This is a genomic window from Acinetobacter sp. 25-47-122 (assembly GCF_056779695.1).
In genome coordinates this window covers 71,909-88,528 of the sequence record NZ_JBWYIJ010000010.1, presented here as the reverse complement: position 1 = coordinate 88,528, position 16,620 = coordinate 71,909, and the positions used below count along the sequence as shown (strand labels likewise).

12 protein-coding genes are annotated in these 16,620 nt (G+C 39.3%); 8 read left to right on the top strand and 4 right to left on the bottom strand.

Annotated elements, in window-relative coordinates; translation table 11 throughout:
- Nucleotides 1-51: 51 nt before the first annotated feature.
- Complete coding sequence (locus AC1M9P_RS10635) at nt 52-1,275, bottom strand: acetate/propionate family kinase (RefSeq protein ID WP_035265285.1); 1,224 nt, start codon at nt 1,273-1,275, stop codon at nt 52-54.
- 388 nt (nt 1,276-1,663) lie between these two features.
- Nucleotides 1,664-2,929 (bottom strand): glutamate-5-semialdehyde dehydrogenase, encoded by a 1,266-nt coding sequence (locus AC1M9P_RS10630; RefSeq protein ID WP_481587576.1) that lies wholly within the window; start codon nt 2,927-2,929, stop codon nt 1,664-1,666.
- 287 nt (nt 2,930-3,216) lie between these two features.
- On the opposite strand from AC1M9P_RS10630, the gene AC1M9P_RS10625 reads away from it, so the two are divergent.
- Nucleotides 3,217-4,539 (top strand): alpha/beta fold hydrolase, encoded by a 1,323-nt coding sequence (locus AC1M9P_RS10625; RefSeq protein ID WP_481587575.1) that lies wholly within the window; start codon nt 3,217-3,219, stop codon nt 4,537-4,539.
- Nucleotides 4,540-4,602: 63 nt separating this feature from the next.
- Here the strand turns inward: AC1M9P_RS10625 and AC1M9P_RS10620 are convergent, their stop codons facing one another.
- On the bottom strand, nt 4,603-5,448 hold the full coding sequence (locus tag AC1M9P_RS10620) for a class I SAM-dependent methyltransferase (RefSeq protein ID WP_481587574.1): 846 nt from the start codon (nt 5,446-5,448) through the stop codon (nt 4,603-4,605).
- A 70-nt stretch (nt 5,449-5,518) separates the two neighbouring features.
- A complete protein-coding gene (gene nagZ, locus AC1M9P_RS10615; RefSeq protein ID WP_481587573.1) occupies nt 5,519-6,538 on the bottom strand; it encodes a beta-N-acetylhexosaminidase in 1,020 nt (339 codons plus the stop codon).
- 196 nt (nt 6,539-6,734) lie between these two features.
- Between nagZ and AC1M9P_RS10610 the strand changes: the two genes are divergently transcribed.
- From AC1M9P_RS10610 to AC1M9P_RS10580, 7 genes are all read left to right on the top strand, one after another.
- Complete coding sequence (locus AC1M9P_RS10610) at nt 6,735-8,918, top strand: carboxy terminal-processing peptidase (RefSeq protein WP_481587572.1); 2,184 nt, start codon at nt 6,735-6,737, stop codon at nt 8,916-8,918.
- 214 nt (nt 8,919-9,132) lie between these two features.
- Nucleotides 9,133-11,199, top strand: coding sequence for a putative bifunctional diguanylate cyclase/phosphodiesterase (locus AC1M9P_RS10605; RefSeq protein WP_481587571.1), 2,067 nt, complete (start codon nt 9,133-9,135; stop codon nt 11,197-11,199).
- 120 nt (nt 11,200-11,319) lie between these two features.
- Entirely contained in the window at nt 11,320-12,912 is a 1,593-nt protein-coding gene (locus tag AC1M9P_RS10600; RefSeq protein ID WP_035265298.1) for a peptide chain release factor 3, read from the top strand.
- A gap of 83 nt (nt 12,913-12,995) precedes the next feature.
- Nucleotides 12,996-13,820 (top strand): hypothetical protein, encoded by an 825-nt coding sequence (locus AC1M9P_RS10595; protein ID WP_481587570.1) that lies wholly within the window; start codon nt 12,996-12,998, stop codon nt 13,818-13,820.
- A 130-nt stretch (nt 13,821-13,950) separates the two neighbouring features.
- Nucleotides 13,951-14,898: an RsiV family protein gene (locus AC1M9P_RS10590; RefSeq protein ID WP_481587569.1), complete on the top strand. Its 948-nt coding sequence runs from the start codon at nt 13,951-13,953 to the stop codon at nt 14,896-14,898.
- Between the two features lie 7 nt (nt 14,899-14,905).
- On the top strand, nt 14,906-15,739 hold the full coding sequence (locus AC1M9P_RS10585; RefSeq protein WP_481587627.1) for a TatD family hydrolase: 834 nt from the start codon (nt 14,906-14,908) through the stop codon (nt 15,737-15,739).
- Between the two features lie 67 nt (nt 15,740-15,806).
- On the top strand, nt 15,807-16,580 hold the full coding sequence (locus tag AC1M9P_RS10580; RefSeq protein ID WP_481587568.1) for a tRNA threonylcarbamoyladenosine dehydratase: 774 nt from the start codon (nt 15,807-15,809) through the stop codon (nt 16,578-16,580).
- The last annotated feature ends 40 nt before the right edge of the window (nt 16,581-16,620 follow it).

Here is a 16,620-nt window from a genome sequence, read left to right as displayed (position 1 = left end):
CAAAATCTATATCTAAAAATAAAAAATAAATATGTCTGCGTGGGCGACTACTTAAGCAGTCGTGGTTTCAAGTTCAGACTTTTTTTCAGATGAATTCACATCTCCGATTTGATTCACCACATGTTCTGTTTCTTGTGCAATACGTCCTTCTTCATCTGTAGGAATGACCCAAATTTGCGGACCAGTACCATTATCAATACGACCTTCTGTACCGCGAGCTAATTGATCATTTTTTTCTTTGCTAAAGTTAAAACCAAAATGTGGCAAATAAGATAATGTTTTTTCACGAATAAATGCTGAGTTTTCACCAATACCACCTGTGAAGAATAAGCCATCAAGACGAGGTAAACCACAGCTGAGTGCTGCTAATGATTTAGCAAGACGATAGCAGAATACTTCAATAGCAAGTGCAGCATCTTCATTGCCTTCTTCTGAAGCTTCGATAAGTGTTCGCATATCGTTTGACAGGTTTGAAAGTCCTAATAAACCAGATTGGCTATTGAGCATTCTGTCAATTTTGTAAATGTCCCATCCTAGGTTTTTGGCTAAAAAATTATGTAAACTTGGATCTACATCACCACTACGGGTACCCATCACTAAACCTTCGAGTGGCGTTAATCCCATAGAGGTATCAACACTTTTACCATTCCAAATTGCACAAGTAGAACTACCATTGCCTAAATGAGCGGTGAGCCAACCACCTTCACGGAAACTACCAGCAAGCTCAGAACCACGATCTGATACATAGGCATGGCTTGTACCGTGGAATCCATAGCGGCGAACATTATGTTCAGTGTATAAAAATTTTGGTACCGCATAACGATAGGCATGTGCTGGCATTGTTTGATGGAACGCTGTATCAAACACTGCAACTTGCGGTAGGTCTGGGAACAAACGTTTAGTCGCTTCGATCCCAACAAGATGTGCAGGATTATGTAATGGAGCTAAAGGTGTTGCTTCACGGATTTTTTCAATAATTTCATCGGTGATTAACTCTGCTTGAGTTAAAGAACCACCATGTACAATACGATGACCAATGGCATCAGGCTTGTGATTCGCTAAGCGAGATAATCCAACTTCAAGTGCTTCTTTGTGGTCTGCATTTGGAATACGAATATCAACTGGTTCGTTGCCTACAGTCACGCCTTTGATGCGCGCTTCTGGCGTACCTAAGTTTTCAGCAAGACCATGAATTCGGAAATCTTGATCTTTAAGTAATAATGCAAACTTGATCGAAGAAGAACCGCAATTGATGATAAGAACTGAATGAGGCATGGTGTGTTCCTTTACTGGCAATTTTAATATTTCGTTTGTTGTCTTCCAAATGAACAAAAAATGTTATTTCTTGATCGTGAAGCATTTGTAACATGCGTTTTTTTATTGTCCTAGATAGACTTTAGGTGATTAGACTTAAGCACTATCGACCACTAAGGCAATAATAATTAAAATTTATAGTCTTTCTGTATTCATTTATTAAATAAATGATGGTTATGTTTTAATTAAATTGTATGCGTAAAACATAGCATGTATTGTATTTTTTATATACCGCTTCCACTTTGTAATTGACTTAATTTATACGTTTTTTATTTCATTATGATGAGTTGAATCACTCAAAAATAAAGCCCTTTACTCAAAGGGCTTTATTTTTGCTTAAAAGCTCTATTTATTGACGGATCTGGCCATCGCCTAAGACAATCCATTTTTGTGAGGTAAGTCCTTCTAAACCGACTGGACCTCTGGCATGAATTTTATCTGTTGAAATACCGATTTCAGCACCTAAACCATACTCAAAACCATCAGCAAAACGAGTAGAGGCATTGACCATGACCGAACTTGAATCGACGCGTGTAAGGAATTTTCGCGCCGTGCTAAAGTTTTCAGTAATAATCGAATCAGTGTGATGCGATCCATATTTATTGATATGCAAAATTGCTTCATCAACGCCACTGACCACTTTAACCGCTAAAATAGGTCCTAGATATTCCTCATACCAGTCTTCTTCGGTCGCAGTTTTAATCTGTTCACCTAAAATTGCTTTTACTTTCAAGCAACCACGCAGCTCAACTTGTTTTTCAGCATAAAGTTCAGCAATGCGAGGCAGAAAGTCATCAGCAACTTTTTCATCAACCAATAGCGTTTCCATGGCATTACATACGCCATAACGATGAGTTTTTGCATTTAACGCAATTGGCAATGCTTTTTGTAGATCAGCTTGGGCCTCAACGAAGACGTGACAGTTACCATCAAGATGTTTGATTACAGGAATAGTCGCTTCACGTGTAATACGTTCAATTAAGCCTTTGCCACCACGGGGAACAATAACGTCAACATACTCAGAGAGTGTAATCAATTGTCCAACAGCAGCACGATCTGCTGTATTCACAACTTGGACTGCGTTGATTGGTACACCAGCTTGCTCTAAACCTTTTTGAATCGCGGTAGCAATGGCTTTGTTTGACTCTAATGCTTCTGAACCACCGCGAAGAATGATGGCATTGCCAGACTTAATCGCTAAAGAGGCTGCTTCTAGAGTGACGTTAGGACGTGATTCATAAATCATACCTACGACACCTAAAGGCACTCGCATTTTTCCAAGCTGAATACCAGACGGGCGATAAGCTAGGTCGGTAATTTCACCAATGGGATCAATTAAACTGATGACATCTTTAAGACCTTGTAACATTCCACTGAAGCGTGTGGGTGTAAGTTCCAAACGATCGAGTAATGCGCTGTCTAAATTGTTTTCATGACCACGAGTCATGTCTAGTTTATTCGCAGCTAAAATTTGAGCTTGATGGTCTTCCAAAGCGGTATGGATTGCCGTCAAAGCATTATTTCGTTCAAAAGTCGAAGATCCAGCCAAAAAGCGCGAAGCTTCACGCGCATTCTGACCGACGACTTGCATGTACTGTTCGATGGAGTCTTGCATAGCAGTTTAACTGATCATTTTAAAATCTCATTCAAATAGTAGCAGCGCAGATGACAACAATCTATGTTTATCAGCGAAAAAAGCTAAGTTGATAAAACTTGTAACTATTTTTAGAACCTAACGGCAGTTAAAAAAGATAAAAGGTGAATTCTTGCATTGCGCAGATTTCATGCATCTGTATAAAATGAAATGAATGTTAATTATGTTGCATAATCATAACGAATTGAGAGTATGATCAAATTAACGGCTGTGAAAACAAAACAATAAAGCCAAATGGAGATAAGGGAATGAATTCCATGATAAAAATGGAGCTTGAAGATTATTCAGTTGAAGACAGCACTCATTTTTTTGATCTGTACCATAAAAATAGTTTTAAAGAGCCGCCACGAACCACGTGGATCGATGGGTGGAAAATTGAATATATGGCGATCGCATCGCCAGAAACACTGCACCAGACGCCAACGCTGATTGTCGGAGGCGCATTTCAAAATTTTAATTCATATAAATATTGCGTTGAACAGCTCTTTGAGAAAGGACCTGTTATCTTAATTGACTTACCATCTTTAGGTTCAAATCAACAAATCCACAATCGTGATACTGGAATTTCTGCTGGTACTCTAGAGCTACCAGAGCTTTCAAAAATGTTAGGTCAATGGTTGGATTTGGTGGAGATTAAGAAAGTCTCTGTCATGGGGATGTCATTAGGCTCTGTGGTTGCTTCCTGTTTTGCTCATTATCGCCCAGAACTGGTAGATCGATTGATTCTGATGGGCGTCATGCAGAAGACGCGTAAAAGCTGGCGTATGTTGCTTGAAGAGTCATTAATATTGATGCAAGAGCAACGTATGGATGAGTTTGGTCAGGCTGTCATTTTGTACTTGGTGAATCATGCAAAATTAGATCAAACGCGTATGTCTCCAACAGCTAAACGACTTTTTTATAAGCAGATGTCTGAGTTTGATATCGCTGAGCGTGAGCGATATGAAATTAACTGTAATCGTTTATTGCGTCTTTCCCATGTTCCAATTCCGATGTGTAAAACATTAGTAGCATGTGGTCAATTCGATAGTTTTACTTTGCCATTTGAGAATGCGAATTTTGCCTTGCAATGTCCAGATGTTGAGTTTGCAATGATTGCAAATGCGGATCATGTGCCTCAATTGCAACGTCGTAAAGAAACCATGAATCTTTTTACCAGTTTCTTAAAAGGCGAATCGATTCACAATCTAGATGGAATCATTTATTTAGATAAAGACCAAATGCAATCTTTGGATCGAAGGGGGGAAGTTCGATTTGCCCTTAAAAATGCGCATTCTGTTTTAATTCATCAAACAAATGCACAACGTTTTGAAGTTGAAATTAAAGACCTGAATTACTTTGGTGTATCATTCTTTTTGGATGACCCATCTCAAGTTGAAGTCTTACAGGAAGATGCTCGAAGTTTTGCAATTGAATTTGAGGATGAGCAAGGACATTTTGCTGTCGAATGCTTAATGTTCGATTTTATTGGAAATGAAGTAAGAGCATTATTCAAGCATGGTTATTTTGAAGTGGCTGATCGCTTACTTCAATTTATAGATACCCATAAACACAATGACAGCGTGGATTAGGCTGTCATTGAATTCATTTGAATCAAAAAATAGATACTTCGTAATATTGCTACGAACGAATCATTATTTTATTGCATGAATCATCCATACTAGATCACCAAGATGCTGATCTGTATCCATATTTTGATTCTTTTTTTCAAAATACAGTTGAGGTTGAATAACTTCAACTTCAGTAAAACCTGACAGTTTAAAAAAGTGCTGTACCTCTAAAGGGTCTTTAAAGTGGAAGGTAAATGCACTTCTTGAAGCGTATTTGAGTAATTTGCTGCTCGACCAAATTAAGTTAGCCAGTTTATGTTGGACAGGTTCGGGATAAAGGTCAGTTAAATAATGAAGCGTTTGGAATGGTTGACCAAAACGTACAATTGAATTCAGCAATTGTTTGAGTAAATCTTGATTAAAATAATTGATTAATCCTTCACTGATAATCACTAGCGGTCGTGTTGGGTCGAATTCGTCAAAAGCTGTTTTGAAATCATCCGTGAATAAGTCTGCTGATAAAACTTTAGGGCTTTCGGGATCGATTTTATTCAAAGCGGATTGTTTTGTGGCAGCCATGTCTGGTAAATCTAATTCGCGATAATCTATTTCGGGATAATGAGATCTAAACCACCAACCACGAGGTGAAAGTCCCGCTGCAATTTCTAAAATTTGCAGGTTTGGATATTGTTTGATTAATAATTTTAAATGGTCGTCTAATAATGTATGTCGTGTCTTCAGAGTTGAACGCATACTTCCACCGATAAACTTCTCAGCCATACTTTCAAAAGGGTGAGCGAATTGCGCCAACGCTTTACCTTTCGAAGTCGCAAATGCTTCGTGAGAGATACCCATTTGGTACCAAATATAGCCAGTGTAGTGAGCAGTAAACGAAATATGACGGTGCTTTGATTGTTTTGATTGAGACATACACATCCTTAGCTATGATTATTATTGGATTGGTCAAGATAAAGGGAGCATTTAGATGCTCCCTTTATTATTAAAATGATTGTCTAAAATCTTCAATGACCTTTTTGACAGATTTCCATTCGTTGCCTAAGTCAAGTTGTTCACCAATGCGAATCTCTTGAATCTTACCGCGCATACGCTCTAAGCGTTCTTGGTTCGGCAATGGATAATTCTCTATGGCACTGAGCGCGACACATGCAGATTCCCGATTATTGCAGACTAAGCCCATATCACAGCCAGCTTCAAGCGCGGCTTTGATGCGAGCATCTGCACCACCTGCAACACAAGCTGCTTGCATACTTAAGTCATCAGAAAACAAGACACCATCGAACTGAAGTGTTTCACGAAGTACTTTTTGAACCCAATACTGAGAAAAACCAGCAGGATTTGGATCTACTTTTTCATAAATCACATGTGCTGGCATGAGTGCGTCAAGTTGAGGTTGGAGTTGAATAAAGCTTTGCATATCTTGAGCTTCAATTTCAGCATAACTTCGTGTATCCACAGCTGCAGCAATATGTGAATCTGCTTTAACCGAGCCATGGCCAGGGAAGTGTTTCCCCGTGGTTGCCATACCTGCGCGTTTCATACCTTGCATAAAGGCTTGGGCTAAAGGGATGATATCTGAGATATTTTTAGCAAAAGCACGATCACCAATAACATCGCTGATGTCGTTAAGGTCTAATACAGGTGCAAAGCTGAAATCGATCCCGACTGCAAGAACTTCGGTAGCCATGAGCCAACCGCATTGTTCAGCCAATTCAATTGCTCGTTCTGGCTGACTTAAATAGAGCTCACCGAAACGTCCCATGGCAGGAAGGAGAGTGAAGCCTTGTTTTAAACGTTGTACGCGTCCGCCTTCTTGATCGACTGCAATTAAAATATCGGGACGAACTTGGCGCATATGATCCGTTAAGGCGCGAACCTGTTGAGGTGATTCAATATTTCTTCCAAACAAAATGACTCCACCAACTTGTGGAGATTGTAGGAGTTGAATATCTTCTTGATTAAGTGTTGTGCCCTCAATATCAAGCATCAATGCGCCAATCATAGTGGAATCCGTGATTCTAATTTTAAAAGAGAAAACAATACCCGAATTTTGCAATGATTTGCTACATTTTCTCCGTACAGATTATGATAAAACTATACGGCAGAAATAAAAAAGTTGTTTAAGGTTTTGAATATTAATATTTCTATCTGAAAACAATAGTGTAAATTTGGTTTATCCAAGGAAAGACAAATTCGTTATGAAACTTCAAACAATCGCTTGCGCGGTAGCCATTGCCACTGGTGGTTTATTTTTTGGTCATACAATTAATGTTGCGATCGCAGCGAATGAACCAGCGGTTCAACAGGTTCAGAATATAAAGCCCACACAAGAACAAGCTTTAGTTTCAAGACAATTAGCAACTTTGGTGGATCGTCAGCACTATTTAAATATGCGTTTAGATGCTACGACCTCACAACGTATTTTTGATATGTATATTGATAGTCTTGATCCTGACCATAGCCTTTTCTTGGCAGATGAAGTGGCAAACTATAAGAAAAAATACGGACCAACTTTTGGAGCGGCGCTCAAAGCGGGTAACCTTGAAGGACCTTATGCCATTCACGCTCAATATCGTGATCGTTTAAAGTCATTCTATGAGTTTATGTTGGCGGAGTTAAAAAAACCGCAAAACCTAAATCAACCTAATGTGTTTATCGAGTCTGATCGTGAAAAGGCTCCATTTTTCAAAAATAAAGCTGAGCAAGAAAATCAATGGCGCAAAATGTTGGTGTCTCAGTTAATCAATTTAACGATTGCTAAAGAAGAAGATTTGGCTAAGCAAAAAGCGCTGAAAGATGATCCCTCTTTAGCAGCAGGACAGGATCTCACTTCAGCTGAAGATTTAACGCCAGTTCAGACTTTGACCAAGCGCTATATGCGTCAATTAGAACGTATGAAGCGTACTAAAAGCGATGACGTTTTAGAAAAAACGCTCAATGCTATGTTAGCGACCTATGACCCGCACAGTAATTATTTCCCGCCAATCGATGCGATTGAGTTAAATCGTCAGACCACATTGCAGCTTGAGGGGATTGGTGTGTCGATCCGTCCAGAACGCGGGAATGAAGACTATACGCGTATCGAGACGATCGTAGATGGTGGTCCTGCGTTTAAGACGGGACAGGTCAAGTCTGGTGATCGTATTATTGGTGTCGCGCAAGATGGTGACAAAATGGTCGACGTCATTGGATGGACCAGTTCTGAAATCGTTGGATTGATCCGAGGTAAGCGTGGGACTAAAGTCACCATTAAATTGCTCGGACCTGGAGCATCTATGAGTCAGGCACGTACCGTAACTATCGTACGTGATGTGATTCAAGAAGAGGATTCAGGTGTACGTTCAAGAACAGTAGAAATTGTACGAGATGGCAAGAAACATAAAGTTGGGGTAGTCGAAATTCCATCGTTCTATTACAACTACCGTGCCCGTCGTGCTGGTGAAAGCTATCGTTCAGTATCTGAAGATACCAATAATGCATTGAAAAGTTTAGCTGCGCAAAATGTCGATGGCATTATCGTCGATCTTCGTAATAACCCTGGCGGTTCACTCGAAGAAGTGGCAAAGATGATTGGGCAAGTGATTAAATCTGGTCCAGTGGTTCAAATTCGGGATGGGAATGGTAACGTCAGTGTCTTCGAAGATCGTGATGGAGGCGCTCAAACCTACGCAGGTCCGTTAGCGGTCATGGTGAATCTGGCTTCTGCATCAGCAAGTGAAATCTATTCAGCTGCTGTACAGGATTATGGTCGTGGGATTGTGATTGGAAGTACTACGACAGGTAAGGGTACAGCTCAAGTTCAATTGGACAGCTTAGCGTATGGTCAAGCGACATTGACGCAACGAAAGTTTTACCGTGTTACTGGTGGAAGCACACAAAATAAAGGGGTTGTGCCTGATATTCAATTGGTTGATATCTACGATGAAGAGTTTGGGGAGCGTAAAGCTAAGAATGCTTTAGAGTGGGATACCATCCCTACAGCTCCTTTCAAACGTGAGGGAGAGGTGCAGGCCTTTGTACCAAAATTAGCTGCTCATTCAAAACAGCGTGTTGCGAATGATATTCAATTTAAGTATTTAGAAGCGCGTAAAGCGATTTCGCAGAAAGCTAAAGAGAATAAACAAATCGTGTTGGATATCGATCAACGTAAAGCTGAACTCATCGCTTTGGAAAAAGAAACGTTGGCAGGAGAAAACAAACGCCGTATAGCAATGGGTAAAACTGCTTATCCAAATTGGGAAAGTTATCAGGCATCGATGGAAGCTTTGGCTGAATCGCGTGCTAAGATGAAAACTAATCAACGCCCACCTTTACCTGAAGAAGAAGCATTTGTTACTGAATCAGCTCATATCTTGCTCGATTACATTGCCTTGCAAAAATAAAAATATTTATTGTTAAGTTTTACTTAAAAATGGCGTATTTCGATACGCCATTTTTTATGGATATCGCCGAAAAACAACTTGACGTTCAATGAGATGGTGATATTGTTGTAGGCGACAAATGCTCATTAAAAAGTTGAACCTTCTTACATTTATTTGCTGTACTTTTGGGGTTTAAATAAAATAAAAACAGGTTCAGGTACGGATAAGTCTCTATATGATTCATATGAGTTACGATTATGCAATGGTGGCGGGTTCTGCTGTGGCGGCAGTGATCGTCTGCTTTATTGCTATTTCATTTGAACAACTCATTAGTACCCACAAAAACCCAGTTGGTCAAAAAGTGCTGCTCGGTGTAAGTGGCATGATATTTGGTCTTGCGATTTGGGTCATGCATTTTGTTGGAATGCTGGCTTGTCATTTACCCGAAGATCATAGTTTCGATATAGGTTTAACGCTATTCTCTTATGTGATCGCAGCTCTCGCTTCAATTTTTGCCATATGGCTCACGACTAGATCTACACTTCCTTTAGCTAGATTAGTTTTGGGTGCACTTCTGATGGGTTTCGGTATTTCAGGTATGCACTATACTGGAATGGCGGGATTGATCGTTCCCAACTACATTATTCGTTATGACACCATTTTGGTGATTTTTTCTGTACTGATTGCTGTATGTGGTTCAGGATTGTCATTCTGGCTGATGTTTAAATATAAGCGTACCTATCACAATAAATTGGCTTTCAAGCTTGCCGTGGCATTCATGATCGCTTTTAGTATTGTGGGAATGCATTATATTGGTATGGCGGCTGCGACTTTCCAACCCGTGGATGCCAAATATGCAGCATTGAATCAACTCCATGAAGGTCAAGGTTTATTACTTTTTGTCATTATATTTGTCACCTGCTTGGTTTTAGTGGTCAGTTTTTTTGTCGCTATTTTAGAATTACGACTTGAAGAGAGAAATCAACAACTAATCAAAATGAATAAGGAATTGGAAAGCCTTGCCCTTCAAGATAATTTGACCAAACTTCCAAATCGACTTTTTTTGCTTGATTACACCACTTCATTATTTTCACTTCACCAATCTAAAGATCATAAAGTTGCATTCATTTATATTGATTTGGATCGTTTCAAGGCAGTAAATGATGCTTTTGGACATCATATTGGTGATCAGCTTTTAGTGAATTTAGCACATCGACTTCATGCATTACTCGAAAAAAACCAAAAATTAATTCGTATTGGTGGTGATGAGTTTTTATTGGTTGTTGAAGACTTTTCTACAGACCAAATTGATCAAGTTGCCAATCTAGTATTGAGTAAAATCCAAGAAGGCTTTGTGATTTCTGGGAAGGAAATCAATATCTCAGCAAGTTTAGGTGTGGTCTATTATCCAGATCATGGTGCTGATTTACATGATTTGTTGGTGAATGCTGATGCTGCAATGCTGATGTCCAAAGAGCAAGGTCGCAATACTTACAGTGTGTTTAACTATTCATTAGATCAACAAGAAATCGCACGTAGCCAATCAAAACTTATTAATGATTTGTATCGTGCTGTTGAAGAACAACAATTCATTTTATTTTATCAGCCGAAATTCACAGCAGATTTTAAAATTTGTGGCGTTGAAGCTTTAATTCGTTGGAAGCATCCAAGTCTAGGACTTCTAGCACCAAATATGTTTATTGAGGGTGCGGAGCAAACAGGTCTTATTATTAAAATGGGCTACTGGGCTCTTGAACAAGCGTGTATACAGATTCAAGCTTGGCAAAAAAAGAAATTGCCTTTCTGTCCGATCGCTGTAAATTTATCAGCTGTACAATTTGAACATAAAGCGCTGGTAGATACATTAAGATGTTTAATCATGCAATACCAGATCGATCCAGCCCATTTAATTATTGAGATTACTGAATCGACAGCAATGCATCATATCGATGTCAGTATTCGTACTTTTGAGAGCCTACGTAATTTGGGGATTGGGCTTGCGATTGATGATTTTGGAACTGGTCATTCTAGCTTCTTATATTTAAAGAATCTCCCGGTAGATGAGCTTAAAATTGACCGTGAATTTATTCGAAATCTTTCACCCAATACTAAAGATGAAATTATCTTAGAAAGTATTATTGTATTGGCTAAACGTTTAGGTTTGGTGGTGACAGCTGAAGGCGTTGAAACTCAAAAACAAGCCGATATCTTAAAACGTTTAGGTTGTCAGCAATTACAAGGCTATTTATTGGGTATGCCATTACCTGTGGATCGTTTAGAAAGCACATTTAAGAACTATTAACTTCTGGTCAGTTTCTGATTCATCACATTCACATTCGGTATTGATCTGCTACAATATCGCCAATTTTTATTTTGATCTTTTTTGATCTTCTAAACTGCATGTCTGCAGTAGGTGTTATTCATGAGCTTTAAGCAAGAGTTAGCGGAGCAAGTTGCTCAGCGACGTACATTTGCCATTATTTCCCACCCCGATGCGGGTAAAACCACAATGACGGAAAAGTTATTGTTGTGGGGGCAAGCGATCCAAGTTGCAGGTATGGTAAAAAGCCGTAAATCTGACCGTGCTGCGACATCAGATTGGATGGAAATGGAAAAAGAGCGTGGTATCTCGATCACGACCTCTGTGATGCAGTTCCCTTATAAAGACAAAATGATCAACCTGCTCGATACACCGGGGCATGAAGATTTCTCTGAAGATACATATCGTACCCTTACAGCCGTAGACTCAGCGTTGATGGTGATTGATGGTGCGAAAGGTGTCGAAGATCGTACTATTAAGTTAATGGACGTGTGTCGTATGCGTGACACACCAATTATTTCATTCGTCAACAAAATGGACCGTGAAATCCGTGAGCCGCTTGAGCTCCTCGACGAAATCGAAAATGTCCTGAAAATTAAATGCGTACCTTTAACTTGGCCTTTAGGTACAGGCCGTGACTTCGCGGGTGTTTTTAATCTGATCGAAGAAAAATTCTATGTCTATAAAGCAGGTTTTGGTTCAACCATTACAGATATTGAAATTCGTGACGGTTATGACCATGCTGACCTTCGTGAAAAAGTCGGTGAATTAGCTTGGGCTGCATTTGAAGAGTCACTAGAATTAGTTCAAATGGCAAATGAACCGCTTGATCGTGAAGAATTCTTAGCAGGGCGTCAAACTCCAGTATTGTTTGGTACAGCGTTGGGTAACTTTGGTGTAGACCATGTCTTGAATGCATTTAGTGAATATGCACCACCACCAAAAGCACATCCTACCCAAGACCGTAAAGTTGAAGCGACTGAAGAGGGTTTCTCTGGTTTTGTCTTTAAAATTCAAGCCAATATGGACCCTAAACACCGCGATCGTATTGCTTTCATGCGTATCTGTTCAGGCAAATATGAAAAAGGCTTGAAAATGAAGCATGTGCGTATTGGGAAAGATGTGCGTATTTCAGATGCATTAACGTTCTTGGCGGGTGATCGTCAGCATTTAGAAGAGGCATGGCCAGGCGACATTATTGGTTTACACAACCATGGTACGATTCAAATCGGCGATACTTTCACTTCGGGTGAAAACTTGCAATTCACAGGTATTCCTCACTTCGCTCCTGAAATGTTCCGCCGTGTTCGTTTAAAAGATCCTTTGAAATCAAAGCAACTTCAAAAAGGTTTAAAAGAGCTTTCAGAGGAAGGTGCAACTCAGGTATTTATGCCACAAAACAGTAATGATCTTATTGTCGGTGCTGTGGGTGTTCTTCAATTTGAAGTTGTTGCTTATCGTTTAAAAGAAGAATACAAAGTAGATTGTATTTACGAGCCTGTGAGCATTAACACTGTTCGTTGGGTTTCATGTCCAGATGAGAAAAAATTTAATGAATTTAAGAAAAAAGCACATGACCAACTTTCAGTTGATGGTGGTGGGCATTTAACGTACTTAGCACCTAGCCGTGTCAATTTACAATTAATGCAAGAGCGTTATCCTGATATTGTTTTCCGTAATACACGTGAACATTAATTTTGCTTGAAAATGTAAAACAGCTTCCTCGTGAAGCTGTTTTTGTATCAGAATAACCAATGCTTTAATTTTGGTTGATTCTTGTGATTACTCTAAACTTACAAAAAAAACGATTGCGTATTCTTCTTGCTACTTTAGTCATTGGGGTGGCATCTTGTGAAAAACAACCAGAGTCTACGACACAAAAGTCAGGGCAGTCTGCCCAAGTTAAAAACGCTGATGTGTTACCTTACTTAAATGATGACGCGTTTCAAGTTGAAATAAAGAGCGAAAATTGTACAAAATCGGTCTGCGAAAAAATTGAAATTTTAAGTCTAAAAACAGCAGATCAGTGGGTCAATCAACAACTTAACAACCATTTGGCTTTTGTGATTCAAGATCAAATCAATGAAAAAGCAAAATTGAGTTTGGATCAATCCATCGAAACCTATATAAGTCGATCTGAATCATGGATGAAGGAGTTTTCACTGAATCAGCCTTATGAGTTGGATATACTGACGCAAGTCGCCACCCAACGAAATCAATATGTGTTGATCCAATTCATCGTAAACACAAAACAAGCTGAAGTGATCGTTAAAGATCGTGGTTACTTTATGGTATTGGATCGAAAGCAGAAAAAAGTTTTACAGTTGCAGGATGTGATTCAAAAGAACCAAATAAATGATTTTGAAAGAATACTTCAGTTGTCCTATCAAAAATGGTTAAAGGCCCAGAGCAGTGAAGTGAGAAGTATCGCTCCAGTGAATCTTAGCTGGAAAAATCAGGAGTGGTTCTTTGATGGTGAAGGGATTGGTATTCATATTCGCGCGAACGAAATTGTCAAAGGTGGTGAGCAATTGGATATCTATTTGAATCATGCTCAAACCAAGCAAGTGGTTGTGCCGCAGATCTTCCAAAAGATGTTTTGAAATATTACAAATATTGTAATGTAGCATATACAATTGCAGTTAAACCCATACAAACGAAGCTTGAGCTATCAATTTCATCGGGTTAGGCTTAAATCAATGATAAATGACCGTTTCTCCTCAAGGTTGTGAGATGTTAAAAAATAAAATAGTTTGGACTGTATCTGTACTTACTGCCGCAATTACGCTGAGCGCATGTCAGCCAAAAGGGGATGGGCCTAAAGAGTCACCTGACACTCAAACTCAAGCAGCATCGGAAGTTCAGATACTCGTGCTTCAGGGTGAAACTGAAAAAGTGCCTGTTCGGTTGGTAGAATGTGATGGTAACAATTGTCCAGAAATTTCAATTGATCGATTGAGAACGAATCAATTTGTGTTAGATGGCTTAATTGATCAAGCGATTATCAAAAATTTACAAGAAACGCTAGAGTTGTTCGAACCTGAGCAGACGCTGCCTAAAGACAAAGATACTCAAGCCGCAAGTGAAGTTGTTGAATATAAAACTGCAGCGCAGTTACTTGCAGAGCAGATTCAGCCCTATATTGATAATTTTGTGGGTTTAGATAAAGAGTTAAAGCACTTGGGGGTTGGACATCAAATTAGTTTGAGTATTAGTCCTAAAATTTTAAATTCACAAGGACCACTTGCAACCGTCGTATTGAATACGAGTAACTATTTAGGAGGTGCACATGGTTCTTCTTCACAAACTTACTTTAATTTTGATTTGAAACAGCAGAAACAAGTGTCACTGGATCAAATTTTAGTGAAAGACCAAAAGAATAAATTAAATCAATTGGCCCATGAAGAATTTAAAAAATGGGTCATAGATTCGCAGTTAGCAGATAACGTTGAAGAGTATGAAGAGGCTTGGAAATTTAAACTCACTGATAACTATTATTTGGGTAAAAAGGGTTTAATTCTTCAATACGGTGAATATGAAATTGGCCCTTATGTGGTGGGTTTGCCAAGACTCACCATTCCTTATGAAAAGCTACAGGGTGTGATTAAACCTGAAATGCTGGAAGCTGTTCATCCTGCGGTTCAAGATGCTGTACCTCAAGCTGCAGGTGAAGCAAAATAACATGCCCATGCCACGTTTGTTTGATACGCATACGCACTTTGATGTAGAAGATTTTGACTTCGATCGTGAGCAACTTGCGTATCAGGCTAAACAGAAGGGAGTGGATGCTCTTGTACTGATCGGGTTTCAACACCAACGCTTTCATACATTGATTGAAACACACCATTGGTTAAATGGTTTAGATCAGGCACCGAGGAGTTATCTCGCTCCTGGTCTACATCCTTTTTATATCGAACAACATCAGCCTCATCATCTAGACGATTTAAAAAAAATTCTTGAAGCACAACAATGCATCGCCGTTGGTGAAATTGGTTTAGATACTTTTCTCAAGCAACATAAGCAGTCGGAAGTTTTCGCTAAGCAACAGGATTTTTTTGCGCAACAACTCGATTTGGCTCAACAATTTAAGCTTCCTGTGTTGTTACATATTCGTAAATCTCATGCTGAAGTATTAAGACTGTTAAAAGCAAAGCAATTTGTTCAGGGCGGTATCGCCCACGCATTTAGTGGAGGGGTAGAAGAAGCAAAGGCATTTATTCAACTTGGATTTAAGTTAGGTATCACGGGACAGATTACCAATCCCAATGCTAAAAAATTACACCAAATAGTTCAGTATGTTGGCATTGAACATCTGGTCATTGAAACAGACTGTCCTGATATGACGCCATTATGTTGTCAAGCTTCAACTGAACACCGTACCCGTAATACCCCACAGAATTTAATTTATGTTTTAGATGGTTTGGCACATAGTCTAAATACGAGAGTCGAAGACATTGCGCAACGTGTTTGGGAGAATAGTGTGTCTGCACTCAACCTAAAAAATGAACTGAAATTGTCGTGAGTTCAAAACTCTCTATTCCTCTGAAGTTTTGCTAAAATACGCCTTTTCCAAATAGTGTTAGAGCAATATGACTGACTTAGTTCATGATGATGAATATGAACGCCGTTTTACCGGTGTAGCCAAAATTTATGGCGAAGAAAATTTTCAGCATTATGAAAACAGTCATGTCATGGTGATCGGTATTGGCGGTGTTGGCTCTTGGGCTGTCGAAGCTTTGGCTAGAACAGGTTTGGGCGAGCTCACATTAGTGGATATGGATTCTGTTGCAGCATCAAATATTAATCGTCAGTTACCTGCGATGACATCAACATTAGGTCATGAAAAAATTGAAGTGATGGCAGAGCGTTGTCGCCAAATCAATCCACGTATAAAAATCAATTTAATTGATGATTATCTAACGCCTGAAAATGTAACGGAGATTTTGAGTTCAAATCCAGATGTTGTGTTGGATTGCATTGATGATGTCAAAGCAAAACTCGCATTGATGCTACATTGTCGTTTCAATAAAGTCCCCTTGATTGTATCTGGTGGTGCTGGTGGTAAGTTAGATCCACTCAAAATTCGGGTCGCAGATTTGTCAAAAACAGAATACGACCCGATGCTGGCAAAATTAAGAAGTCAGTTACGCTCAAAAGGTATCTGTAAAAAGCCGAAAGAGAAGTTCGGTATCACCTGTATTTATTCGGTGGATAATCCTTTTTCGAATGCTGATGTTTGTGCGAGTGCTGGGTTAAGATGTGGTGGTTATGGTTCAGCCGTGGTGGTGACATCAAGTTTTGCAATGGTAGCTGTGGCTGAAGTGTTAAAACGATTAGATTCGATTCAAGCAAAACAAGCCTAAAGGTGATTATCAAAAAAGGTCTCTATCAAGAGACCTTTTT

What these genes read in the sequence shown, in the direction of transcription:
- AC1M9P_RS10635 (WP_035265285.1), bottom strand. Translation starts at nt 1,275, where the DNA reads ATGCCTCATTCAGTTCTTATCATCAATTGCGGTTCTTCTTCGATCAAG.
- AC1M9P_RS10630 (WP_481587576.1), bottom strand. Translation starts at nt 2,929, where the DNA reads ATGCAAGACTCCATCGAACAGTACATGCAAGTCGTCGGTCAGAATGCG.
- AC1M9P_RS10625 (WP_481587575.1), top strand. Translation starts at nt 3,217, where the DNA reads ATGAATTCCATGATAAAAATGGAGCTTGAAGATTATTCAGTTGAAGAC.
- AC1M9P_RS10620 (WP_481587574.1), bottom strand. Translation starts at nt 5,448, where the DNA reads ATGTCTCAATCAAAACAATCAAAGCACCGTCATATTTCGTTTACTGCT.
- nagZ (WP_481587573.1), bottom strand. Translation starts at nt 6,538, where the DNA reads ATGATTGGCGCATTGATGCTTGATATTGAGGGCACAACACTTAATCAA.
- AC1M9P_RS10610 (WP_481587572.1), top strand. Translation starts at nt 6,735, where the DNA reads ATGAAACTTCAAACAATCGCTTGCGCGGTAGCCATTGCCACTGGTGGT.
- AC1M9P_RS10605 (WP_481587571.1), top strand. Translation starts at nt 9,133, where the DNA reads ATGATTCATATGAGTTACGATTATGCAATGGTGGCGGGTTCTGCTGTG.
- AC1M9P_RS10600 (WP_035265298.1), top strand. Translation starts at nt 11,320, where the DNA reads ATGAGCTTTAAGCAAGAGTTAGCGGAGCAAGTTGCTCAGCGACGTACA.
- AC1M9P_RS10590 (WP_481587569.1), top strand. Translation starts at nt 13,951, where the DNA reads ATGTTAAAAAATAAAATAGTTTGGACTGTATCTGTACTTACTGCCGCA.
- AC1M9P_RS10585 (WP_481587627.1), top strand. Translation starts at nt 14,906, where the DNA reads ATGCCACGTTTGTTTGATACGCATACGCACTTTGATGTAGAAGATTTT.
- AC1M9P_RS10580 (WP_481587568.1), top strand. Translation starts at nt 15,807, where the DNA reads ATGACTGACTTAGTTCATGATGATGAATATGAACGCCGTTTTACCGGT.